Annotated in this window: 21 protein-coding genes and 1 pseudogene; 10 read left to right on the top strand and 12 right to left on the bottom strand. The window is 66.7% G+C overall.

From position 1 onward, the window contains the following. Positions 1–244 precede the first annotated feature (244 nt). The 5 genes from QMK28_RS30765 to QMK28_RS30745 form a co-directional block, all read right to left on the bottom strand. Positions 245–1,579, bottom strand: a complete 1,335-nt coding sequence (locus QMK28_RS30765; RefSeq protein WP_326442979.1) for a formimidoylglutamate deiminase — start codon at positions 1,577–1,579, stop codon at positions 245–247. Further along, positions 1,570–2,766 carry an allantoate amidohydrolase gene (locus QMK28_RS30760; protein WP_326442981.1) on the bottom strand — a complete coding sequence of 399 codons (1,197 nt, stop codon included), beginning with the start codon at positions 2,764–2,766 and terminating at the stop codon, positions 1,570–1,572. Before QMK28_RS30760 ends, QMK28_RS30765 begins: the two co-directional genes overlap by 10 nt. A 17-nt stretch (positions 2,767–2,783) precedes the next feature. After that, positions 2,784–4,466, bottom strand: coding sequence for a urocanate hydratase (hutU, locus tag QMK28_RS30755; RefSeq protein ID WP_326442978.1), 1,683 nt, complete (start codon positions 4,464–4,466; stop codon positions 2,784–2,786). Between the two features lie 249 nt (positions 4,467–4,715). Continuing rightward, positions 4,716–5,324: a hypothetical protein gene (locus QMK28_RS30750; RefSeq protein ID WP_326442977.1), complete on the bottom strand. Its 609-nt coding sequence runs from the start codon at positions 5,322–5,324 to the stop codon at positions 4,716–4,718. Between the two features lie 163 nt (positions 5,325–5,487). Beyond that, complete coding sequence (locus QMK28_RS30745; protein ID WP_326442976.1) at positions 5,488–5,949, bottom strand: prevent-host-death family protein; 462 nt, start codon at positions 5,947–5,949, stop codon at positions 5,488–5,490. Positions 5,950–6,151: 202 nt separating this feature from the next. Between QMK28_RS30745 and QMK28_RS30740 the strand changes: the two genes are divergently transcribed. The 6 genes from QMK28_RS30740 to QMK28_RS30715 all read left to right on the top strand — a co-directional run bounded on the left by QMK28_RS30740 (position 6,152) and on the right by QMK28_RS30715 (position 10,336). Next, positions 6,152–6,547, top strand: coding sequence for a WXG100 family type VII secretion target (locus QMK28_RS30740; RefSeq protein WP_326442975.1), 396 nt, complete (start codon positions 6,152–6,154; stop codon positions 6,545–6,547). Between the two features lie 89 nt (positions 6,548–6,636). Then, positions 6,637–6,939: a WXG100 family type VII secretion target gene (locus QMK28_RS30735; RefSeq protein WP_326442974.1), complete on the top strand. Its 303-nt coding sequence runs from the start codon at positions 6,637–6,639 to the stop codon at positions 6,937–6,939. After that, on the top strand, positions 6,939–8,705 hold the full coding sequence (locus tag QMK28_RS30730) for an RNase A-like domain-containing protein (RefSeq protein ID WP_326442973.1): 1,767 nt from the start codon (positions 6,939–6,941) through the stop codon (positions 8,703–8,705). Before QMK28_RS30735 ends, QMK28_RS30730 begins: the two co-directional genes overlap by 1 nt. Positions 8,706–8,727: 22 nt before the next feature. Continuing rightward, on the top strand, positions 8,728–9,306 hold the full coding sequence (locus QMK28_RS30725; protein WP_326442972.1) for a hypothetical protein: 579 nt from the start codon (positions 8,728–8,730) through the stop codon (positions 9,304–9,306). A gap of 16 nt (positions 9,307–9,322) precedes the next feature. Further along, complete coding sequence (locus tag QMK28_RS30720; RefSeq protein ID WP_326442971.1) at positions 9,323–9,622, top strand: RNase A-like domain-containing protein; 300 nt, start codon at positions 9,323–9,325, stop codon at positions 9,620–9,622. A gap of 18 nt (positions 9,623–9,640) precedes the next feature. Further along, positions 9,641–10,336: a contact-dependent growth inhibition system immunity protein gene (locus tag QMK28_RS30715; protein ID WP_326442970.1), complete on the top strand. Its 696-nt coding sequence runs from the start codon at positions 9,641–9,643 to the stop codon at positions 10,334–10,336. A 105-nt stretch (positions 10,337–10,441) separates the two neighbouring features. Here the strand turns inward: QMK28_RS30715 and QMK28_RS30710 are convergent, their stop codons facing one another. The 3 genes and pseudogenes from QMK28_RS30710 to QMK28_RS30700 all read right to left on the bottom strand — a co-directional run. Next, on the bottom strand, positions 10,442–10,639 hold the full coding sequence (locus QMK28_RS30710; protein ID WP_326442969.1) for a DUF397 domain-containing protein: 198 nt from the start codon (positions 10,637–10,639) through the stop codon (positions 10,442–10,444). Positions 10,640–10,651: 12 nt separating this feature from the next. Then, positions 10,652–10,837, bottom strand: a complete 186-nt coding sequence (locus tag QMK28_RS30705) for a hypothetical protein (RefSeq protein WP_326442982.1) — start codon at positions 10,835–10,837, stop codon at positions 10,652–10,654. 208 nt (positions 10,838–11,045) lie between these two features. Further along, positions 11,046–11,219, bottom strand: a pseudogene (locus tag QMK28_RS30700) (helix-turn-helix domain-containing protein); the annotation flags it as partial. Between the two features lie 12 nt (positions 11,220–11,231). Here QMK28_RS30700 and QMK28_RS30695 point away from each other — a divergent pair. The 3 genes from QMK28_RS30695 (at position 11,232) to QMK28_RS30685 (ending at position 12,720) form a co-directional block, all read left to right on the top strand. Next, positions 11,232–11,792, top strand: coding sequence for a hypothetical protein (locus QMK28_RS30695; RefSeq protein WP_326442968.1), 561 nt, complete (start codon positions 11,232–11,234; stop codon positions 11,790–11,792). A 64-nt stretch (positions 11,793–11,856) separates the two neighbouring features. After that, positions 11,857–12,426, top strand: a complete 570-nt coding sequence (locus tag QMK28_RS30690) for a hypothetical protein (RefSeq protein ID WP_326442967.1) — start codon at positions 11,857–11,859, stop codon at positions 12,424–12,426. A 75-nt stretch (positions 12,427–12,501) separates the two neighbouring features. After that, positions 12,502–12,720, top strand: coding sequence for a contact-dependent growth inhibition system immunity protein (locus tag QMK28_RS30685; protein ID WP_326442966.1), 219 nt, complete (start codon positions 12,502–12,504; stop codon positions 12,718–12,720). Positions 12,721–12,875: 155 nt separating this feature from the next. Here the strand turns inward: QMK28_RS30685 and QMK28_RS30680 are convergent, their stop codons facing one another. Then, positions 12,876–13,073: a DUF397 domain-containing protein gene (locus QMK28_RS30680; RefSeq protein WP_326442965.1), complete on the bottom strand. Its 198-nt coding sequence runs from the start codon at positions 13,071–13,073 to the stop codon at positions 12,876–12,878. A gap of 11 nt (positions 13,074–13,084) precedes the next feature. Further along, positions 13,085–13,936, bottom strand: a complete 852-nt coding sequence (locus QMK28_RS30675; RefSeq protein WP_326442964.1) for a helix-turn-helix domain-containing protein — start codon at positions 13,934–13,936, stop codon at positions 13,085–13,087. Between the two features lie 244 nt (positions 13,937–14,180). Between QMK28_RS30675 and QMK28_RS30670 the strand changes: the two genes are divergently transcribed. After that, positions 14,181–14,648 carry an ATP-binding protein gene (locus QMK28_RS30670; protein WP_326442963.1) on the top strand — a complete coding sequence of 156 codons (468 nt, stop codon included), beginning with the start codon at positions 14,181–14,183 and terminating at the stop codon, positions 14,646–14,648. Positions 14,649–14,694: 46 nt separating this feature from the next. Here the strand turns inward: QMK28_RS30670 and QMK28_RS30665 are convergent, their stop codons facing one another. After that, entirely contained in the window at positions 14,695–15,723 is a 1,029-nt protein-coding gene (locus QMK28_RS30665) for a proline racemase family protein (protein WP_326442962.1), read from the bottom strand. A 4-nt stretch (positions 15,724–15,727) separates the two neighbouring features. Beyond that, positions 15,728–16,708 (bottom strand): dihydrodipicolinate synthase family protein, encoded by a 981-nt coding sequence (locus QMK28_RS30660; RefSeq protein ID WP_443050881.1) that lies wholly within the window; start codon positions 16,706–16,708, stop codon positions 15,728–15,730. Positions 16,709–16,796 lie beyond the last annotated feature (88 nt).

Raw genomic sequence — 16,796 nt, 5'->3', positions numbered from 1 at the left:
GGTCCTGGACCGTATATTTACGGGCCGTCCAGCCGGAGAGGTCGGGGCGGCCGGTCATTCGGCCCACAAATACACGACAGCGTCCAGGACCCCACCCCTGCGGCCCCGGACCCCTCCCGCGCGTCGCCCGTGCGCGGGTGGGGAGAGCCGCGCGTCGCCCGTGCGCGGGTGCGGTGGTGGTGGCGGTGGCGGCAGGTTCTCGGAGCGCCGTCGGCCGGGTGCGGGTGGGATCGCCGGCCTCCCGTCAGGTTCGTACGGCCGCGATGGAGTCGGCCAATGCGGTCGGGACGTCCGGGATCTGTTGGTGGGTTCCGTCTCTGACGATCACTCGGCCGCCGACGATGGTGTGGCTCACGTCCGCGTTCGTTGCGGCGAAGACGGCTGTTTCGGCGGCCAGGCGGGGGAGGGGGCCCGCGGTGCGGACGGATCGCAGGGTGATGGTGGTCAGGTCCGCCAGGGCACCCGGTTCGATGGCGCCCGCCTGTTGCCAGCCCAGGGAGGCGTGGCCGTCGGCTGTCGCGGCGCGGAGCAGCGCGGCGGCCGTCCAGTGGCCTCGGCGGCGGGTGCGCAGGCGCTCGTCCAGTTCCATCGCGCGGGCCTCTTCGAAGAGGTCGATCACCGCGTGGCTGTCGCTGCCCAGGGAGAGCGGGCTGCCGGCCTTCTGGAGGGCGGCTGCGGGGCCGATGCCGTCCGCCAGGTCGCGTTCGGTCGTCGGGCACATGCAGGTGCCGGTGCCCGAGTCGCCCAGGAGGGCGATGTCCGCGTCCGTGAGGTGGGTCGCGTGCACGGCGGTGGTGCGGGGGCCCAGGACGCCGTGGTCGGCCAGCAGGCGGGTGGGGGTGCGGTCGTGGGCGGTCCGGCAGGCGTCGTTCTCGGCTGTCTGCTCGGAGAGGTGGACGTGCAGCGGGGCGTGCCGGGTTCTGGCCCAGTCCGCGACGGTGCTCAGGTGGGCCTGCGGCACGGCCCGTACGGAGTGGATGGCCGCGCCGATGCGGGCGTGGTCCGTCTCCTTGAGCTGGGCGGCGCGCTCGGCCCAGGCGTCCGAGGTGCCGTCGCTGAAGCGGAGTTGGTGGCGGTTGGGCTTTTCGCCGAAGCCTGCGGCCAGGTAGGCCGTGTCCAGCAGGGTGATGCGGATGCCCGCCTCCGCGGCTGCGGCGATCAGCGCCTCGCCCATGGCGTTGGGGTCGTCGTAGGGCCTGCCGTCGGGCTGGTGGTGCAGGTAGTGGAACTCGCCCACGCAGGTGATGCCCGCCAGCGCCATCTCCGCGTAGACGGCGCGCGCGAGCGCGAAGTACGTGTCCGGGGTGAGCTTCGCGGCCACCTGGTACATGATCTCGCGCCAGGTCCAGAACGTGCCGCTGCCGACCTGGACGGTGCCGCGCAGCGCTCGGTGGAAGGCGTGCGAGTGGGTGTTGGCCAGGCCGGGGAGGGTGAGGCCGCGCAGCGATTGCGCTCCGGGGGGCGGGGAGGGGAGGTTCTTGACGACGGCGCCGATGCGGCCGTCCCTGACCTCGACCAGCACGCCCGGCTCGACGTTTCCGCCGAGCCAGGCGTGCTCCAGCCAGTAGCTCACCTGCATGCGAGGCCTTCCAGTACGTCGGCGAGTGCGGTCACCCCGGCCGTGCAGTCGTCCTCCGCGGCGGACTCCGCCGGGGAGTGCGAGACACCCGTGGGGTTGCGTACGTACAGCATGGCGGTCGGGACCGTGGCGGAGAGGATTCCCGCGTCGTGTCCGGCGCCGGTGGGGAGGAGGGGGACCGGTTCCGTGGTGGTGAGGATCGCGGCCAGCCGGTCGCGCAGGCCGTGTTCGAACTCGATCACGGGGGTGTACGACTCGCGGGTGACCCGGACCTCCACGCCCTCGCATCCGCCGCGCACCCGGGCCGCGCGCTCGATCCCGGCGACGACGGCGGCGAGGGTCGCCTCGTCGGCGGCGCGGGAGTCGAGCCAGCCGCGGACCAGCGAGGGGATCGCGTTGACGCCGTTGGGCTCGACGGCGACCTTGCCGAAGGTCGCGCGGGCGCCGGAGCGCTCGGCCTGCTCGCGGGCGGCGAGCACCGTCTCGGCGTACGCGAGCATCGGGTCCCGGCGGTCCTCCATCCGGGTGGTGCCCGCGTGGTTGGCCTCGCCGTGGAAGTCGAAGCGCCAGCGGCCGTGCGGCCAGATCGCGGAGGCGACGCCGACGGCGTGCGGGGTGTCCGCGAGCGCCCGGCCCTGCTCGACGTGGAGTTCGACGAACGCGCCGATCCTGGCCAGCCGTTCGGGGTCCGGGCCGATCGCCTCGGGGTCATACCCGGCGCGCTCCATGGCCTGCGGGAGGCTGATCCCGTCCGCGTCGCGCAGTTCGTGCGCCTTCTCGACGCTGAGTTGGCCGGCGGCGAGCCGCGAGCCGACGCAGGCGAGGCCGAAGCGGGCCCCTTCCTCGTCGCCGAAGTTGACGATCGCCAGCGGCTTGGCGGGCAGCTTGCCGCGGCTGCGCAGTTCGTCGAGCGCGGCGAAGGAGGAGACGACGCCGAGCGGCCCGTCGAACGCGCCGCCGTCGGGCACCGAGTCGAGGTGCGAGCCGGTGACGACGGCGTCCCCGGCGGTCGGGTCGCCGAGCCAGGCCCACTGGTTGCCGTTGCGGTCCAGCTCGTACGTGAGACCGCGGGCGTCCGCCTGGGCGCGGAACCAGTCGCGGCAGTCCGCGTCGGCCTCGTTCCAGGCGTAGCGGCGGTAGCCCCCGGAGGCGGAGCTGCGGCCGACCGGCAGCAGCTCCGCCCACATCTCGTGGAACGTCGAGGTCACTTCGCGTCGTCCTCGCGCATCGGGATGCGGACACCGCGCTCGGCGGCGACCTCGTCGGCGCGGTCGTAGCCCGCGTCGACGTGCCGGATGACGCCCATGCCGGGGTCGTTGGTCAGCACGCGGCGGATCTTCTCGCCGGCGAGGGCGGTGCCGTCCGCGACGGTGACCTGGCCCGCGTGGATGGAGCGGCCCATGCCGACGCCGCCGCCCTGGTGGATGGAGACCCACGAGGCGCCGGAGGCCACGTTGACCATGGCGTTGAGCAGCGGCCAGTCGGCGATGGCGTCCGAGCCGTCGAGCATCGCCTCGGTCTCCCGGTACGGGGAGGCGACGGAGCCGCAGTCGAGGTGGTCACGGCCGATGACCAGCGGCGCGGCGAGTTCGCCGGAGGCCACCATGTCGTTGAACCGCTCGCCGGCCTTGTCCCGCTCGCCGTAGCCGAGCCAGCAGATCCGGGCCGGCAGCCCCTGGAAGTGCACCCGCTCGCCGGCCAGCTTGATCCAGCGCGCGAGCGACTCGTTCTCCGGGAAGAGCTCCAGCATCGCCCGGTCGGTCTTGGCGATGTCGGCCGGGTCGCCGGACAGCGCGGCCCAGCGGAACGGGCCCTTGCCCTCGGCGAAGAGCGGCCTGATGTACGCGGGGACGAAGCCGGGGAAGGCGAAGGCGCGCTTGTAGCCCGCGAGCTGCGCCTCGCCGCGGATGGAGTTGCCGTAGTCGAAGACCTCCGCGCCCGCGTCCATGAACCCGACCATGGCCTCGACGTGCTGGGCCATCGAGTCGCGGGCGCGCAGCGTGAAGTCGGCGGGGTCGTCGGTCGCGGCCGAGGCCATGTCCTCGAAGCCGATGCCGGCCGGCAGGTAGGCGAGCGGGTCGTGGGCGCTCGTCTGGTCGGTGACGATGTCGATCGGCGCGCCCATCGCGAGCATCCGCGGGAACACCTCCGCCGCGTTGCCGAGCAGCCCGATGGACAACGGCTTGCGCCGGTCGCGGGCCTCGGTGGCGAGCTGGAGGGCGTGGTCGAGGCTGTTCGCCTTGACGTCCAGGTAGCGGTGCTCGATGCGCCGCTCGATGGCGCGCGGGTCGCAGTCGACGCAGATCACGACGCCGTCGTTCATCGTGACGGCGAGCGGCTGCGCGCCGCCCATGCCGCCGAGGCCCGCGGTGAGCGTGATCGTCCCGGCGAGCGTCCCGTTGACGCCCTTGCCGGCCGCGGCGAGCTTGGCTGCGACGGCCGCGAACGTCTCGTACGTGCCCTGGAGGATGCCCTGGGTCCCGATGTAGATCCAGGAGCCGGCCGTCATCTGGCCGTACATGGTGAGCCCGAGCGCCTCCAGGCGGCGGAACTCCTCCCAGTTCGCCCAGTCCCCCACCAGGTTGGAGTTGGCGAGGAGCACCCGCGGCGCCCACTCGTGCGTCTGCATCACCCCGACCGGCCGGCCGGACTGCACGAGCATCGTCTCGTCCTGCTTGAGCGTGCGCAGGGTGCGCACCATGGCGTCGTAGGACTTCCAGTCCCGGGCCGCCTTGCCGGTGCCGCCGTAGACGACGAGCTTGTCGGGGTGCTCGGCCACCTCGGGGTCGAGGTTGTTCTGCAGCATCCGCAGGGCGGCTTCCTGCTGCCACCCCAAGGTGCTGAGTTCCGTGCCACGCGCTGCTCGTACGGGTCGCGGACCTGACATGGATCGTGCCTCCCGGCCATCGGATGATGCGATGCGCCCAGGGGCGGGTCACGCCCTGGGTGGATCGAGTTATTCACATCTTGGCGCTGGTGAATACGTCTAGTCAACAGGGTCGGGGCGGCTGCGGCTCGCCGCATGGGCCCCCGCGCGCATATGAGCGCCCCGCGACCGGAGGGGTCGCGGGGCGGGGTAGGTGTCGACGAGGGCGGCCGGGGCTCGCCCTCTCCGGCCGGATGTACCGGCCGTCGGCTACTTGCCCGTGATGTTGATGTGCACGTTGAACCGCACACCGGCGACGGTGACGAGCACGTTGCCCTGCAACCCGCGCGTTTCCAGGGTGTCCCCGGTCTGCCCCTTGCCCTTGGCTGCCTTGTCCTCCACGTCGAGCGCGGTGAACGACCTGAACTGGGCGATCTGCCGCCGACCGGCCCACGTGCCGAGATCCCGCCAGTCGTCGGCGAGGTTGTCGAACTCGATCCGGGTCAGGCTCGCGCCGTAGGTGAAATCGGCCGGGGCGACAGCGACGTAGGCGTCCCGGCACCGGCCGATGATCTTCCCCAGATTGCTCGAAGCCTTGGCCTCGGCGATGAGCTGTTCACTCTCCACCTTGATCCTGCCGAGCCGCTCCTCCCTCCGAGCCGCGCTCCGCAGGGCCTGCGCGTCGGCGTCCAGCGTGCCCATGGCCGCCTGCAAACCGTTGCTCGCCGCGACGGAACAGGCGATGCGGACCGTCGTGTCCCAGGTGTCCTTCGAGATCCACTCGGGGGAGAAGCCGGTCTCCACGCAGTAGGCGGTCAACAGCCGGGTGGCCTCGGCTTCGTCGTCGGCGTACTCCACGCCTTTGATCTTCTTCGTCATCGTGCGCCCCTTTCGCTGTCTCTCTCCGCGTCCGCGCGACGTGCCGGTCCGATGTCGCGGACCGGCACGGAGGGCTGCAGGGAACGTCTCACCGGAGCCGCGCGGCGTCACCCGGTGGCGGGTGGTCCGGTTGGGGGGCGGGCGCGTCGCACTGGTCGGGGACTCACGGAGCGGCGACCTCACCGTGGTCTTCGTCGGGCAGCGGAGCGGTGAGCTGTGCGGTCAGCGTGCGGTCCGCCAGGATTCTGGCGGTGGCGCGCCATTCGGCGATGACGCGGGGGAGGTTGGTGTGCACGTCCAGTTCCGCGACGTCGCGGGTGGCGTTGACCAGGTCGACGACGAACTCACGGACTTCTTCGGCGGACAGGTGGCGCGTCCACGGGAAGACCGTGGGCAGCGCCAGGAGCACGGCACGTGCGCCTTCATCACTGCCGATCAGCGCGGCGAACAGCCGGGCGGTGACATCCGCCGTCTCCTCCCGCTGCCGGTCGTGGAGCGCGGTGGTCAGGTAGACATCCTCACCGTCACGGCGCGTGACGTGGACGCGCTGGGCGCGATCGAGGGTGTCGGCGACCCGTTTGGAGTTCTTCGACAAGTCCGAGAACGAGACGGTAACGGTGGACATGACCCGACGATACTTCGGAATACGTTCCGAAGTCAAAGGGTCGGATGCGGCGGGCCCGCAGGATGCGTCACCGGGCCATCGACGGAAACGCGTCGGCGGCCCCGGGCCGGCGCACCACGACAAAACGTGTGACACCGCAGGGATGGCACGATCAAGTTTGAGCAGGGTGCCGGGCCGCTGCGAAACCGACGAAGGGTGTGGCATGGGCAACGAGAAGCTCGCCGTATCGGACAGCGAGTTGGCGAGTCTCATCAACGACCTCGACGGGATGCAGAGCTACCTCAAAACGAAGATCAAGCGGTTGAACTCTCTCGTGGACGCGATCGAGACCGGCTGGAAGGGCCCCGCCGCGGCGGCATACCGGGACCTGCAGCGGGGCGTCAACGCCGATGCTGTGCAGGTTCGGGAGATGCTCATCCTCATCGAAGAAGCGGTGAAGATGAGCCGGGACGGCTTCAACGCGGAGGAGCTGGAGCAACTCCGCACCTTCCGCAGTCTCCAGAACTCCCTTGACGGACAGCAGCAGATCCTCGGCATGGCCGACGCGAACCCGGAGCCCGCCCCGGCACCCCCCAGGAGCCGGATCGACGACTTCTGACGATCTGATCCCTGACCCACATTCTGATGCGGCTACGGTGATCAAGAGCATCAAGTTGTTCCGAACGCACAGCGATTCACGGGGGACATGTGACGGACGACGACGGCATATCGGTCGACTTCGGCAGCCTGAAGCAGCTGTCCGGGGACATCGAGGACATCCTCAACAACTTGACCACCAAACTCGACGCGCTCTACGCGCGGGTGGAGAAAGTCACCCTCACATGGGAGGGCGAGGCCCGTGACATGTGCGTGGAAAGCCTCGACAAGTGGGACAGGTCGGTGCAGGACCTGGAGGGCGCCCAGCGCTGGCTCCATGAAATCGTCGTCACCGGCCACATCAACTATGACGCGGCCCACAAGGCCGTACTGCGCAGCTGGGGCGGCAGCTGATGACAGACGCCCAGCGGGACAAGGTTCTGGCGGGCCTCAAAACCCCACCGCCCAACAGCGGCGGCGGTTTCGACGTCAAGCCCTCACACCTCTACTACACCTCGAACCGGGTCTGGGACGAGCAGTTCAACTACAACGGCGGCGCCAAGAAGCTCGTCAGCTCGCTCAGCGGCAAGGAGCAACTGGCCGGCCGAGGCCACGGGGCCGATGCCTTCGCCGACGCGTACAAGGAAGTGGCGCTTCGGTTCCTGGAGGTCTGGTCCAAGAGTGTGGTGAGCGTCGGGGGTGTGTCCGTCGGCCTGACTGCGACCGCGAACAGCTACACGGCAGCCGACTGGTTCACCAACCAGAAGCAGTACGGTCCGCCGCCGAGGCAGCATCCACCGGCAGTCATCGACAAGGACCCCGACTATGGAACCGTCGCCGACCTGAAATGGAAGGGCACCAACGCGGACTCGAATTACGCGATCATACGCGGAATCGGCCCTTTCCCGGACTTTATCGCCGATTGTTTCGAAGAAGTGATCGATAAATCCCTCCGGCTCGGTAAACTCTACGAGATAACCCCAGGCGCGCACGCAACGGAGGGCGAGCTGAGGGAAATCGCCGAATACTGGAAACAAGCAAGTGTCGCGGCCCTTAAATCTGGCGAAAATTTTACCGGGATCATCCAGTACATCACGAGTGGATCCAAACCCGAGTGGCAGAGTGCGATGAACTCGTTCTGCCAGAGCATCTGGGGCACCACAGCCTGGGGAAAAAATCGGAACGGCCAGGACTGGAAGACCTCGTCAAGTACGGCCCCGTCCGACCGAAGCCCCATCCTCACGGTTCTCAGTAAGACGGCGCTCGCCATGGAGCAGGCGTGTCACGACCTGGTGGACGCGGCGACCGCAGTGACCGATGTTTCCGAGGCTGCCGGCATCACTGCCGGGAAAGCAATGGTCCAAGACATGATCGATGATTTCACAAGCCCCTCCTGGGACGATCTCCTCAAAATTACGCCACTCGGATCCGTCGAAGTTGCGGCAAAGGCAGTCCTGTCATTCAGGTCGCATATGGACTACGACGGCGTCAACAGGGCAGTCGAGACATACCACGAGGCCTGCCACGGCATAGCCACAACCCTGACAGGTCTGCTTCCCCCGCTGAACGAGGCGTTTCTCAGCGCCCCCACCCTCAAGGCCGAGGCGGCGCGGGCAGAAGGGTTCGGATCCCGGTCCCTGAATGAGTTCAAGCATGAGCAGAAGTGGGCGAATCCGGAGGACACAAAGAACGGTATCTACCGGATTGATTTGGCGAGTAACGAAGAGCTGAACGGCGGTCACACCATCGACAAGCACGTTGGCAAGACCGACGCCCAACTCGCCCAGCGACTACGCGACCAGGGAGGCCCTCCTACGGCAGGCTGGCCGCTGGGGAGACCTTCCATTGGTGCCTCTTCCTCTTTCGTAGATATATCCAGCGCGCAGAGGCTCACCCAGTACAATATCGACCAGAACTCGGCCGCAATAAAATCCTGGCTGGATGGACCGCCACCGCCGGAGGAGGGCAAGAGTATGGATTTCAGAAGCACTGCACCGAATAATGAGGACAGTGGTCGGAGTGTCACGAAACAAGCGAATCCGCTTAACGGTTCCGGATTCAAAAATGACGGACTCAATGTTCAATCGAGCCCTGTCAAGAATATCAACACAAGACTGAAATACGATTCTCGATTGAATCCACCATTCGTCGTACTGACCTCCATGCCATCCGTTCTTTAACGGATCTCGACCAGGAGCGCCAATGCCACCTCTACGACGTGAAGCCTGGGATTCTGCAGCACTTCACCTGTACGAAGACATCTACTCACTGATCACGGTAGGACGCCGTCAACATATCGACTGGCACCATGACCTTCTTGCCATCATGACACGTACCGTCGAAGACCCACGCGGCTGGTCAACGCTCGAGTGGGATATCGATACCGATGAGCGGAACAAAGAGAATCCAGCTTTCCCTTTCCTCTCTCACACAGTCGAAAAACTAACCACCAAACTACATGAAATTTATCCGGATTCGGCTTCAGAACTACTAGTGGCCATGACATTCGAAGGGTACGAAATTGCCAATATTCCGACGTTCGCAGAACGAAAGCCCGGACTCCTTACCGAGGCCCGCACCCTTATTTCTCGATTTGAACCAGATTTCACATGCTACACAAATTTGTCCGATTCCCAACCAACCAAACACCTGGAGAGTTCTCGATTGGTGCCTCATATGAACTACGGATGCATGCCCCTCACGGAATACACAGAGGACTACGGCGTAGTCGTAGTCTCCGATACCGAAGTCGGCCTATTCTGGTTCTTTAACCCAATCTAAGAAAAGAGCGCACCCCATGCGGACCAGAACCGCCACCTACCCCGACCGGGAGACCGCCCAGTGGTGCACCCAGCAGGTTGTGACCCGCAATGAGCAGGCCATCCACCGCTGGCTCGTCCAGAACACCCGGCAACGGCTGACCATCGAGGCAGCCTGGCCCTCGCGCCCGGACCCGGTCGGCCGCGTTCTCCTGCAGGCGATGATGCTGGCCGGCCGCGAGCCGGTGGATGTACGGGCCGCGCGCGTGGTGCTCAAGCGCGACACCTCACGGCCCCAAGGCTTCAGCGTCCACGCCACCTTTCCGATCTATCTGTAGAGGCAGGCCCGTAGTCCTATGAAGCCGCTCGAACACGACCGGAAGTACGGCGAGCTGGATCAGGTGATCTGTGCCTACCTCGGGCAAGCCGCCGACGACACTGCCGACGAACGCAGCGTCGCCCTGGACTCCTATCTGCGGCAGACCTGGCCCACCCGGCCGTGGGCGATCGCCACGGCCGAGCAGCAGCTGCGTGAATACGCGCAGCACCCACCGGGCCGGCTCCGGCTGCGTCTGGGCGAGTTCTATCCGGTGCCCGACATCGGGCTGGCGGAGGCCCAGATCCAGGGCTGGCTCCTGCTCGTCGCCGATCACCTCAAGAAGAGCGTGGAGGAGGGCGATGTCCCGCCGCCCGGCACTCCACAGACCCGCTGGGAGTGGCACGCCCGGTTCCCGGAGCTGGGACAGCTCTTGGGCGGCTGGTTCTCCCAGGACATGCCGGACGAATTCGACGGCCACGCAGCGGCTCTCGCCGACTACCGTGGCACGACGCACCCCAGCGTCGTCACCGAGCTCGTCGGCGAACTGCACGAGCTGCTGGCGCTTCTGAACGATGCGGACGAGGCCGATTACGCGCTCGCGGTCGCCGAACTGGGTATGGAGGTGGAGCCCCCGGCCCCGTACGCCATGAGCGGCTGGCTCGCGCTGATCGCTGACCGGCTCACCGGCTTCAGAGCCCAGTACCGCCCCCCGAGCGCGCCGCAGCAGGACTGACCTCCGACGGTCGCGGTGCGCGTCCGCGAAGAAATCGGTGCCGGCTACCGGTGGTGGAGCGAGCCCGCTCGATCGCTCAGCCTCAAGACTCACCGGTCTCCAGCTCTACGGCGCTATCCGGTCGAAGCGGCCCGCCTTCACAGCCAGCAAGAAGGCAGACAGGCCAGGCCTTCCCACCGCAAGAACACCATCAGGATCGTCGGACTCACGAAGGCGGATCGATCCGTCAGGGGCAGGGGCCAGCTCGACGCAGTTGTTGCCCTCGCTGCTGTGGGAGGACTTCTGCCAGGTCAGGTCAGCCACTTCAGAGGCCCTTCAGAGGTTGCTGATGAAGTCGCGGATGAAGTCGCGGGACTCGGGCTCCTTGAGGGCCACCGCCTCGAAGTACTGCATGAACGTCCGGTACTTCTGTAGCTGTAGGTCCGCGTGCAGGAATACGGATCCATGTTCGGCGTCGAGCTGCACGGTGCCCAGTTCCGGCGTGGGCCCTTCGGCGTACATGCGCGATCTGGGCTGAATGCAGGGCCGTCGCGTGATGCTCCAGCTCGGCCAGGTCCAACAGGCCGGAGGGCAGTCGATCCCGGTACTCGTCCCACCAGTTGCGACCACGGCCGGCCGTCATGGCCGCGACCTCTCCGACGTACCCCTCGTCGGCGCAACCATAGCTATGGGCGAACATCCGGACCCGTTCGGCACTGACGCCGAACCGACCGGACTCGATGGCGCTGATGCGCGCCGCGTTGACGCTCAGCAGCTCACCCGCCTCACGCGTACTCAGCCCAGCGCGTTCACGAAGCTTGCGCAGTTCGGCCCCGATTCGCTGCTGCCGTACGGTCGCTGCTCGTCGTACTGACCTCCATGCCTTCCGTCTGATCCATCCCAACCAGGAGAAATAATGGAATCCCTGCAACGCGAAACCTGGGATGCTGCGGCGCTACATATGTTCGACGATATCTACTCCCTCATCACGACGGGCCCGCGTCTACACCCCGACTGGCATCGTGACGTCCTAGCCATCATGGCACGCGAAGTTGAAGACCCGCGCGGCTGGTCCACACTAGAATGGGACATCGAAGGGCGAACCGAAGAAAACCCTACTTTCCCCTTCGCTTCACCAACGGTCGAAATACTCGCCACTCGACTCTATGAAATTTCCACAGAATCTGCCGAAGAACTCCTGGCTGCTATGACATACGAAGGATATGAAATTGCCAACATTCCGACATTCGCAGAACGGAAACCTGGGTTGCTCATGGAAGCCCGCACTCTTCTCTCCCGGTATGAACCAGATTTTACATGCTACACAAACTTGACCGACGCCCGAGTAACGAAAAGCCTAGACAGTTCTCTCATGACGCACGGATGGGCGCCTCTCACCGAATATGTAGAAGACTATGGCGTGATCGTCGTCTCCGAAACAGAAGTCGGTCTCTTCTGGTTCTTCAACCCCCTCTAACCTCCATGCCCTTCGTCGTGCTCACCTCCATGCCCGCCTCGTGAACCAATGACCAGGAACTAACATGCCCGCACTTGACCGTGCTGATTGGGAAGCCGCAGTCTTGCACCTGCTCGACGACACGTATGTATTCGCCGCAACAGGACCAAGGGGCCACGCCGAATGGCGACATGATGCCCTATCGATTATGGAACGCTCAGTCGTGGATCCCCGTGGATGGATGACACTCGACTGGGATAAGGAAAATGACCAGGAGCGGACCCAGTATGGCCCCGCCTTTCCCTTCATCTATCCCACCATTGAGATGCTGGTCGATCATCTCCATGAGATCACGTCCCACTCTGCCGTCGAATTGCTTGTGGCTATGATGGACGACTGGTTCGGCGTGAAGCATATTCCAGGCTTCACGGATCGAAAGGAACAGCTGTTGGCAGATGCCCGGACTGTTACCTCTCGATACGGATCAAGGAGTTCCTGCTACACCACTTCCATTCTTGCTCGCACGACCAAGAGTCCGGATTTTTTCCAGAAAGAATCCGGCGGTGTCAGTTTCACCGACTACACGCTAGATCTCGGGTTGATCATCGTCTCCGAGTCCGAGGTCGGCGTCTTCTGGGCGTTCAACCCGATCTGAGAGAGTCGCCCGCACATGCAGACGAGATCAGCGACATACCCCGACCGTAAGACGGCTCAGTGGTGTACTCAACAGGTGATCACCGATGACGACCACGACGCGGCCCTCACTGACTACCTCGACACCACGCATGCGAGTGTCACCGCCCGACTGACTGGCGAAGGGCACGAACTCCTGGCCCTGGTCATTGGTGAGAGCGACTACGCGATCGCGGTCGCCGAACTGGGCATGGAAGTCGATCCCCCGCGCCCTACTCGCCCAGCGGCTGGCTCGCTCTGCTTGCCGACCAGCTGACTCGCTTCAGAACCCAGCACAGCCCCCCAAGCGCGCCGCCGCAGGACTGACCTCCGACGGTCGCGGTGCGCGTCCGCGAAGAAATCGGTGCCGGCTACCGGTGGTGGAGCGAGCCCGCTCGATCGCTCAGCCTCAAGACTCACCGGTCTCCAGCTCTACGGCGCTATCCGGTCGAAGCGGCCCGCCTTCACAGCCAGCAAGAAGGCAGACAGGCCAGGCCTTCCCACCGTGAGCACACCATCAGGATCGTCGGACTCACGAAGCCAGATCGATCCGTCAGGCGCGGTAGCGAGTTCGACGCAGTTGCTCGCCTCGCTGCTGTAAGACGACTTCTGCCAGTACAGGGGGGACATGCCTGAACCTCTCAAGAGTTCGCGATGGTGCCGAGAATGAACGCACGGGACGAGGCGGCATCCAACGATGCGTTCTCGAATCTCTCCATGATGGTCCGGTACTTCACCAGTTGCGCTTCAGCGTGCAGGAATTCGGATCCGTGCTCGGTGTCGAGCTGCACCGTGTCCAACTGGGGCACCGGCCCCTCCGCGTAGACGACCGTCTGCCCCGCGCCGGGAAAGATTCCCGCCGAGAAGGGGAGCACGAGTACATCGACACCGTCGCGCTCGCTCATCTCCGCGATGTGCACGAGCTGCTCCCGCATGAGATCCGCACCGCCGAACTGCATCCGTAGCGCTGCCTCGTGGATGATCGCGGTATAGGGGGTCGGATCGTCCCGGTAGAGGATTCCCTGCCGCTTGATCCGATGCGACAACCGGTACTCGATCTCGGGCGGTGGCAGCACCGGGACGTTTTGCCGGAAGACCAGACGGGCGTAGTCCGTGGTCTGGAGGAGCCCCGGCAAATGCGTGAACTGGGCGGTACGAATCTCCGTCGCGCGGTGCTCCAGTTCGGCAAGGTCGAGCAGTACGGACGGGAGCGTTTCCCGGTAGTCGTCCCACCAGTTGCGGGAGCGCCCGGCCGTCATCTCCCTCAGCGCCTCGATCAGCCCGGTGTCCGAACAGTCATAGCCGAGCGCGAAAGTGCGTACCCGATCGGCACTGACACCAAAGCGTCCTGACTCGATGTTACTGATCCGCGCCGGGTCAACGCCCAGCTTCTGACCCGCCTCCCGGGTGGACAGGCCGGCGCGCTCACGAAGTCTGCGCAGCTCGGCACCAAGTCGCTGCTGTCGTGCGGTAGCCGTGGTTCTCGGCGGCATGACCCTCCCTCTGTCCGTGCCCAGCCTGCCATCCCCGAGAGATTCAGAATGTTCCCTTGTTCGGTAGCAGTACTGTACTTGAATGCCCTACGGTAAGTCGCACGCCAGCTACTCACCGTGGCGACGGGACCCCCGGAAGCGCACCGCCCTGCCCGCACATCCGCGACGCGCAGGGCGACACAGCCACCGCCCGAAGCGATCCATCAACCATGCAACCGCCCTGCCTCAAAGAGGAGTTACGCGCATGTCTCTTCACGTCCCGGCCGCCGCATTCCCTCCACCCTCCGATCCTCCGGACGACTGGGAGTACGCGCTGCGCATTTCCAACTGCACCCTCGGTCCCGGTATCGCGCGCGCTCATGTCCGTACCGTGCTGCGTCGTCATGGCCTGGACGACGCGGTCATCGACAACGCGGAGCTGTTGGCCTCCGAGCTGACGACCAACTCCGTACGCCATGCCAGCGGGCCCGTCTCCGTACGTCTCAGCTACGCCCGGACCGAGCAGCGTCTGCGCCTCAGCGTTTGGGACAGCAATCCGAGGCTGCCCGACCCGCTGCCCGGCCGCCCCGACGCCGAGCATGGCCGAGGACGCTGGCTGCTTCGCCAGTGCGCTGTTGACCGGGGCCACTACATCCTCGTCAACGGGCTTCGCGCCACTGGTGGGAAGGAGGTCTGGGCGGAGTGGAAGGCCGCTCGGCTCCGGGAGCACTGAAGCCGCTGGCGGGGCTCCGTACCACCCGCCACAGGTGGGGCTACCGCTACAGCACGAACCCCCGAGGAAACGGATCCGTCGGATCCAAGAGGTACTGCCCCAGCCCCGTGATCCAAGCGCGGCCCGTCACCGTAGGCACGACCGCCTCATAGCCGCCCACCCGGGCCGTGGCGATGAGGCGGCCCGTGAAGCGGGTGCCGATCAGGGACTCGTTGATGAAGTCCTGGTGGAGGGGGAGTTCGCCGCGTGCGTGGAGTTGGGCCATTCGGGCGCTGGTGCCTGTGCCGCAGGGGGAGCGGTCGAGCCAGCCCGGGTGGATCGCCATCGCGTTGCGGGAGTCGCTGACGCCTGCGGGGCCGGCCGCCGCGCCCCCGGCGATGCCCGGCGCCGTGAACTGGACGTGGTGGCAGCCCGCGATCGACGGGTCCTCGGGGTGTGCCGGGCGGCGCTGTTCGTTGATCGCCGTCATGATCGCGCGTCCTGCCGCGACGATCTCGTCCTGATGGGCGGCTGCGAACGGGATGCCGAGGCGGTCGAGCGGGGTGATCGCGTAGAAATTGCCGCCGTACGCCATGTCGTAGCGGACCTCGCCGAAGCCGGGCACCTTGATCGTCGCGTCGAGTTCGGCCGCGTACGAGGGGACGTTCTGGATCGTGACGCGCTCGGCCCGCCCGTCGCGTACGGCCACCCGGGCTTCGACCAGGCCGGCCGGGGTGTCCAGCCGGACGGTGGTCACCGGTTCGGTCACCTCGACCATGCCGGTTTCGACCAGGACGGTCGCGACCCCGATCGTGCCGTGGCCGCAGACCGGCAGGCAGCCGGAGACCTCGATGTAGAGCACGCCCCAGTCGGCGTCGGGCCGGGTCGGCGGTTGCAGGATCGCGCCGCTCATCGCGGAGTGTCCGCGCGGCTCGTTCATGAGCAACTGGCGGATGTGGTCGAGGTGTTCGATGAAGTGCAGGCGGCGGTCCGCCATCGTGACGCCCGGGACCTGGCCCATGCCGCCGGTGATGACGCGGGTCGGCATGCCCTCGGTGTGCGAGTCGACGGCGCTGAAACAGCGGACCGCGCGCACCGGTTCAGCGCTCCGAGCCGAGTGGATGGGACGCGTCGGGAGAAGCGAGCGGGTCGGGAGGGGTAGGAGTTTCGAGCGGGAAAAGTGAGCTGGGGCAGCCGAGGAAGTCGATGGCACGCCGCATGTCCGCGTCGAGTTGCTTGGCGTGGGCCTCGCTCAGCGGGCCGCGCGGCGGGCGGCACGGGCCGCCGTAGCGGCCGACCAGGTCCATGCCGCGCTTGATCGACTGGACGAACTCGGTCCGCGAATCCCAGCGGAAAGCGGCGATCAGGGGCGCGTACAGGGCTCTGGCCTGGTCCAGACGGCCCGCCCGCGCGAGGTTGTAGAGCCGCACCGACTCGGCCGGGAAGACGTTCGGGAAGCCCGCGAACCAGCCCGTCGCGCCCATCAGCAGCGACTCCAGCACGAGGTCGTCGGCCCCCGCCACGACGTCGAGGTCCGGTGCCTGCTCCTTGATGTGCAGGACGCGGCGGACATCGCCGGAGAACTCCTTCACCGCCACGACGTTGTCGATCGCGGCTATCTCGCGGAGCAGTTCCGGCGTCAGGTCCACCTTGGTGTCGAACGGGTTGTTGTACGCCATCACGGGCAGCCCGACCGCCGCGACCTGCTCGTAGTGGTGGATGACCTCGGCGGCGCTCGCGCGGTAGAGGGTCGGCGGCAGACACAGCACGCCGTCCGCGCCGTCCTCCGCCGCCAGCTCCGCCCAGTGGCGCGCCTGGTGGGCCCCGGCCCCGTGCACGCCGACGACGACCAGCGCGTCGGCGCCGACGGACGCCACGGCCGTACGGGCCACTTCGCGGCGCTCGTCGTCGGTGAGGGAGGAGTACTCGCCCAGCGATCCGTTGGGGCCGACGCCGTGGCAGCCGTTGTCCACGAGCCAGCGGCAGTGCGCGGCGTAGCGGTCCAGATCGGGGCGGAGCCCGGCGGGGGCGGCGGCGTCCTCGGTGTAGGGCAGCGCGGTGGCGACGATGATGCCGGTCAGGGGCCGCGTGCCGGCGGGGGCGGTGGTGGTGGCCGTGGTGGTAGCCGGGGAAGTGGTGGCCGGCGCTGCGTCGGGGGTGAGCCTGGAC

Origin of the sequence: Streptomyces sp. H27-D2 (genome assembly GCF_035828615.1) — a bacterium.
In the GTDB taxonomy this organism is placed as follows: Bacteria; Actinomycetota; Actinomycetes; order Streptomycetales; family Streptomycetaceae; genus Streptomyces.
The sequence above is the reverse complement of the archived record's forward strand: the minus strand, read 5'-3'. Positions and strand labels throughout refer to the sequence as shown.

What these genes read in the sequence shown, in the direction of transcription:
- QMK28_RS30765 (WP_326442979.1), bottom strand. Translation starts at nt 1,579, where the DNA reads ATGCAGGTGAGCTACTGGCTGGAGCACGCCTGGCTCGGCGGAAACGTC.
- QMK28_RS30760 (WP_326442981.1), bottom strand. Translation starts at nt 2,766, where the DNA reads ATGTGGGCGGAGCTGCTGCCGGTCGGCCGCAGCTCCGCCTCCGGGGGC.
- hutU (WP_326442978.1), bottom strand. Translation starts at nt 4,466, where the DNA reads ATGTCAGGTCCGCGACCCGTACGAGCAGCGCGTGGCACGGAACTCAGC.
- QMK28_RS30750 (WP_326442977.1), bottom strand. Translation starts at nt 5,324, where the DNA reads ATGACGAAGAAGATCAAAGGCGTGGAGTACGCCGACGACGAAGCCGAG.
- QMK28_RS30745 (WP_326442976.1), bottom strand. Translation starts at nt 5,949, where the DNA reads ATGTCCACCGTTACCGTCTCGTTCTCGGACTTGTCGAAGAACTCCAAA.
- QMK28_RS30740 (WP_326442975.1), top strand. Translation starts at nt 6,152, where the DNA reads ATGGGCAACGAGAAGCTCGCCGTATCGGACAGCGAGTTGGCGAGTCTC.
- QMK28_RS30730 (WP_326442973.1), top strand. Translation starts at nt 6,939, where the DNA reads ATGACAGACGCCCAGCGGGACAAGGTTCTGGCGGGCCTCAAAACCCCA.
- QMK28_RS30725 (WP_326442972.1), top strand. Translation starts at nt 8,728, where the DNA reads ATGCCACCTCTACGACGTGAAGCCTGGGATTCTGCAGCACTTCACCTG.
- QMK28_RS30720 (WP_326442971.1), top strand. Translation starts at nt 9,323, where the DNA reads ATGCGGACCAGAACCGCCACCTACCCCGACCGGGAGACCGCCCAGTGG.
- QMK28_RS30715 (WP_326442970.1), top strand. Translation starts at nt 9,641, where the DNA reads ATGAAGCCGCTCGAACACGACCGGAAGTACGGCGAGCTGGATCAGGTG.
- QMK28_RS30705 (WP_326442982.1), bottom strand. Translation starts at nt 10,837, where the DNA reads ATGTACGCCGAAGGGCCCACGCCGGAACTGGGCACCGTGCAGCTCGAC.
- QMK28_RS30695 (WP_326442968.1), top strand. Translation starts at nt 11,232, where the DNA reads ATGGAATCCCTGCAACGCGAAACCTGGGATGCTGCGGCGCTACATATG.
- QMK28_RS30690 (WP_326442967.1), top strand. Translation starts at nt 11,857, where the DNA reads ATGCCCGCACTTGACCGTGCTGATTGGGAAGCCGCAGTCTTGCACCTG.
- QMK28_RS30680 (WP_326442965.1), bottom strand. Translation starts at nt 13,073, where the DNA reads ATGTCCCCCCTGTACTGGCAGAAGTCGTCTTACAGCAGCGAGGCGAGC.
- QMK28_RS30675 (WP_326442964.1), bottom strand. Translation starts at nt 13,936, where the DNA reads ATGCCGCCGAGAACCACGGCTACCGCACGACAGCAGCGACTTGGTGCC.
- QMK28_RS30670 (WP_326442963.1), top strand. Translation starts at nt 14,181, where the DNA reads ATGTCTCTTCACGTCCCGGCCGCCGCATTCCCTCCACCCTCCGATCCT.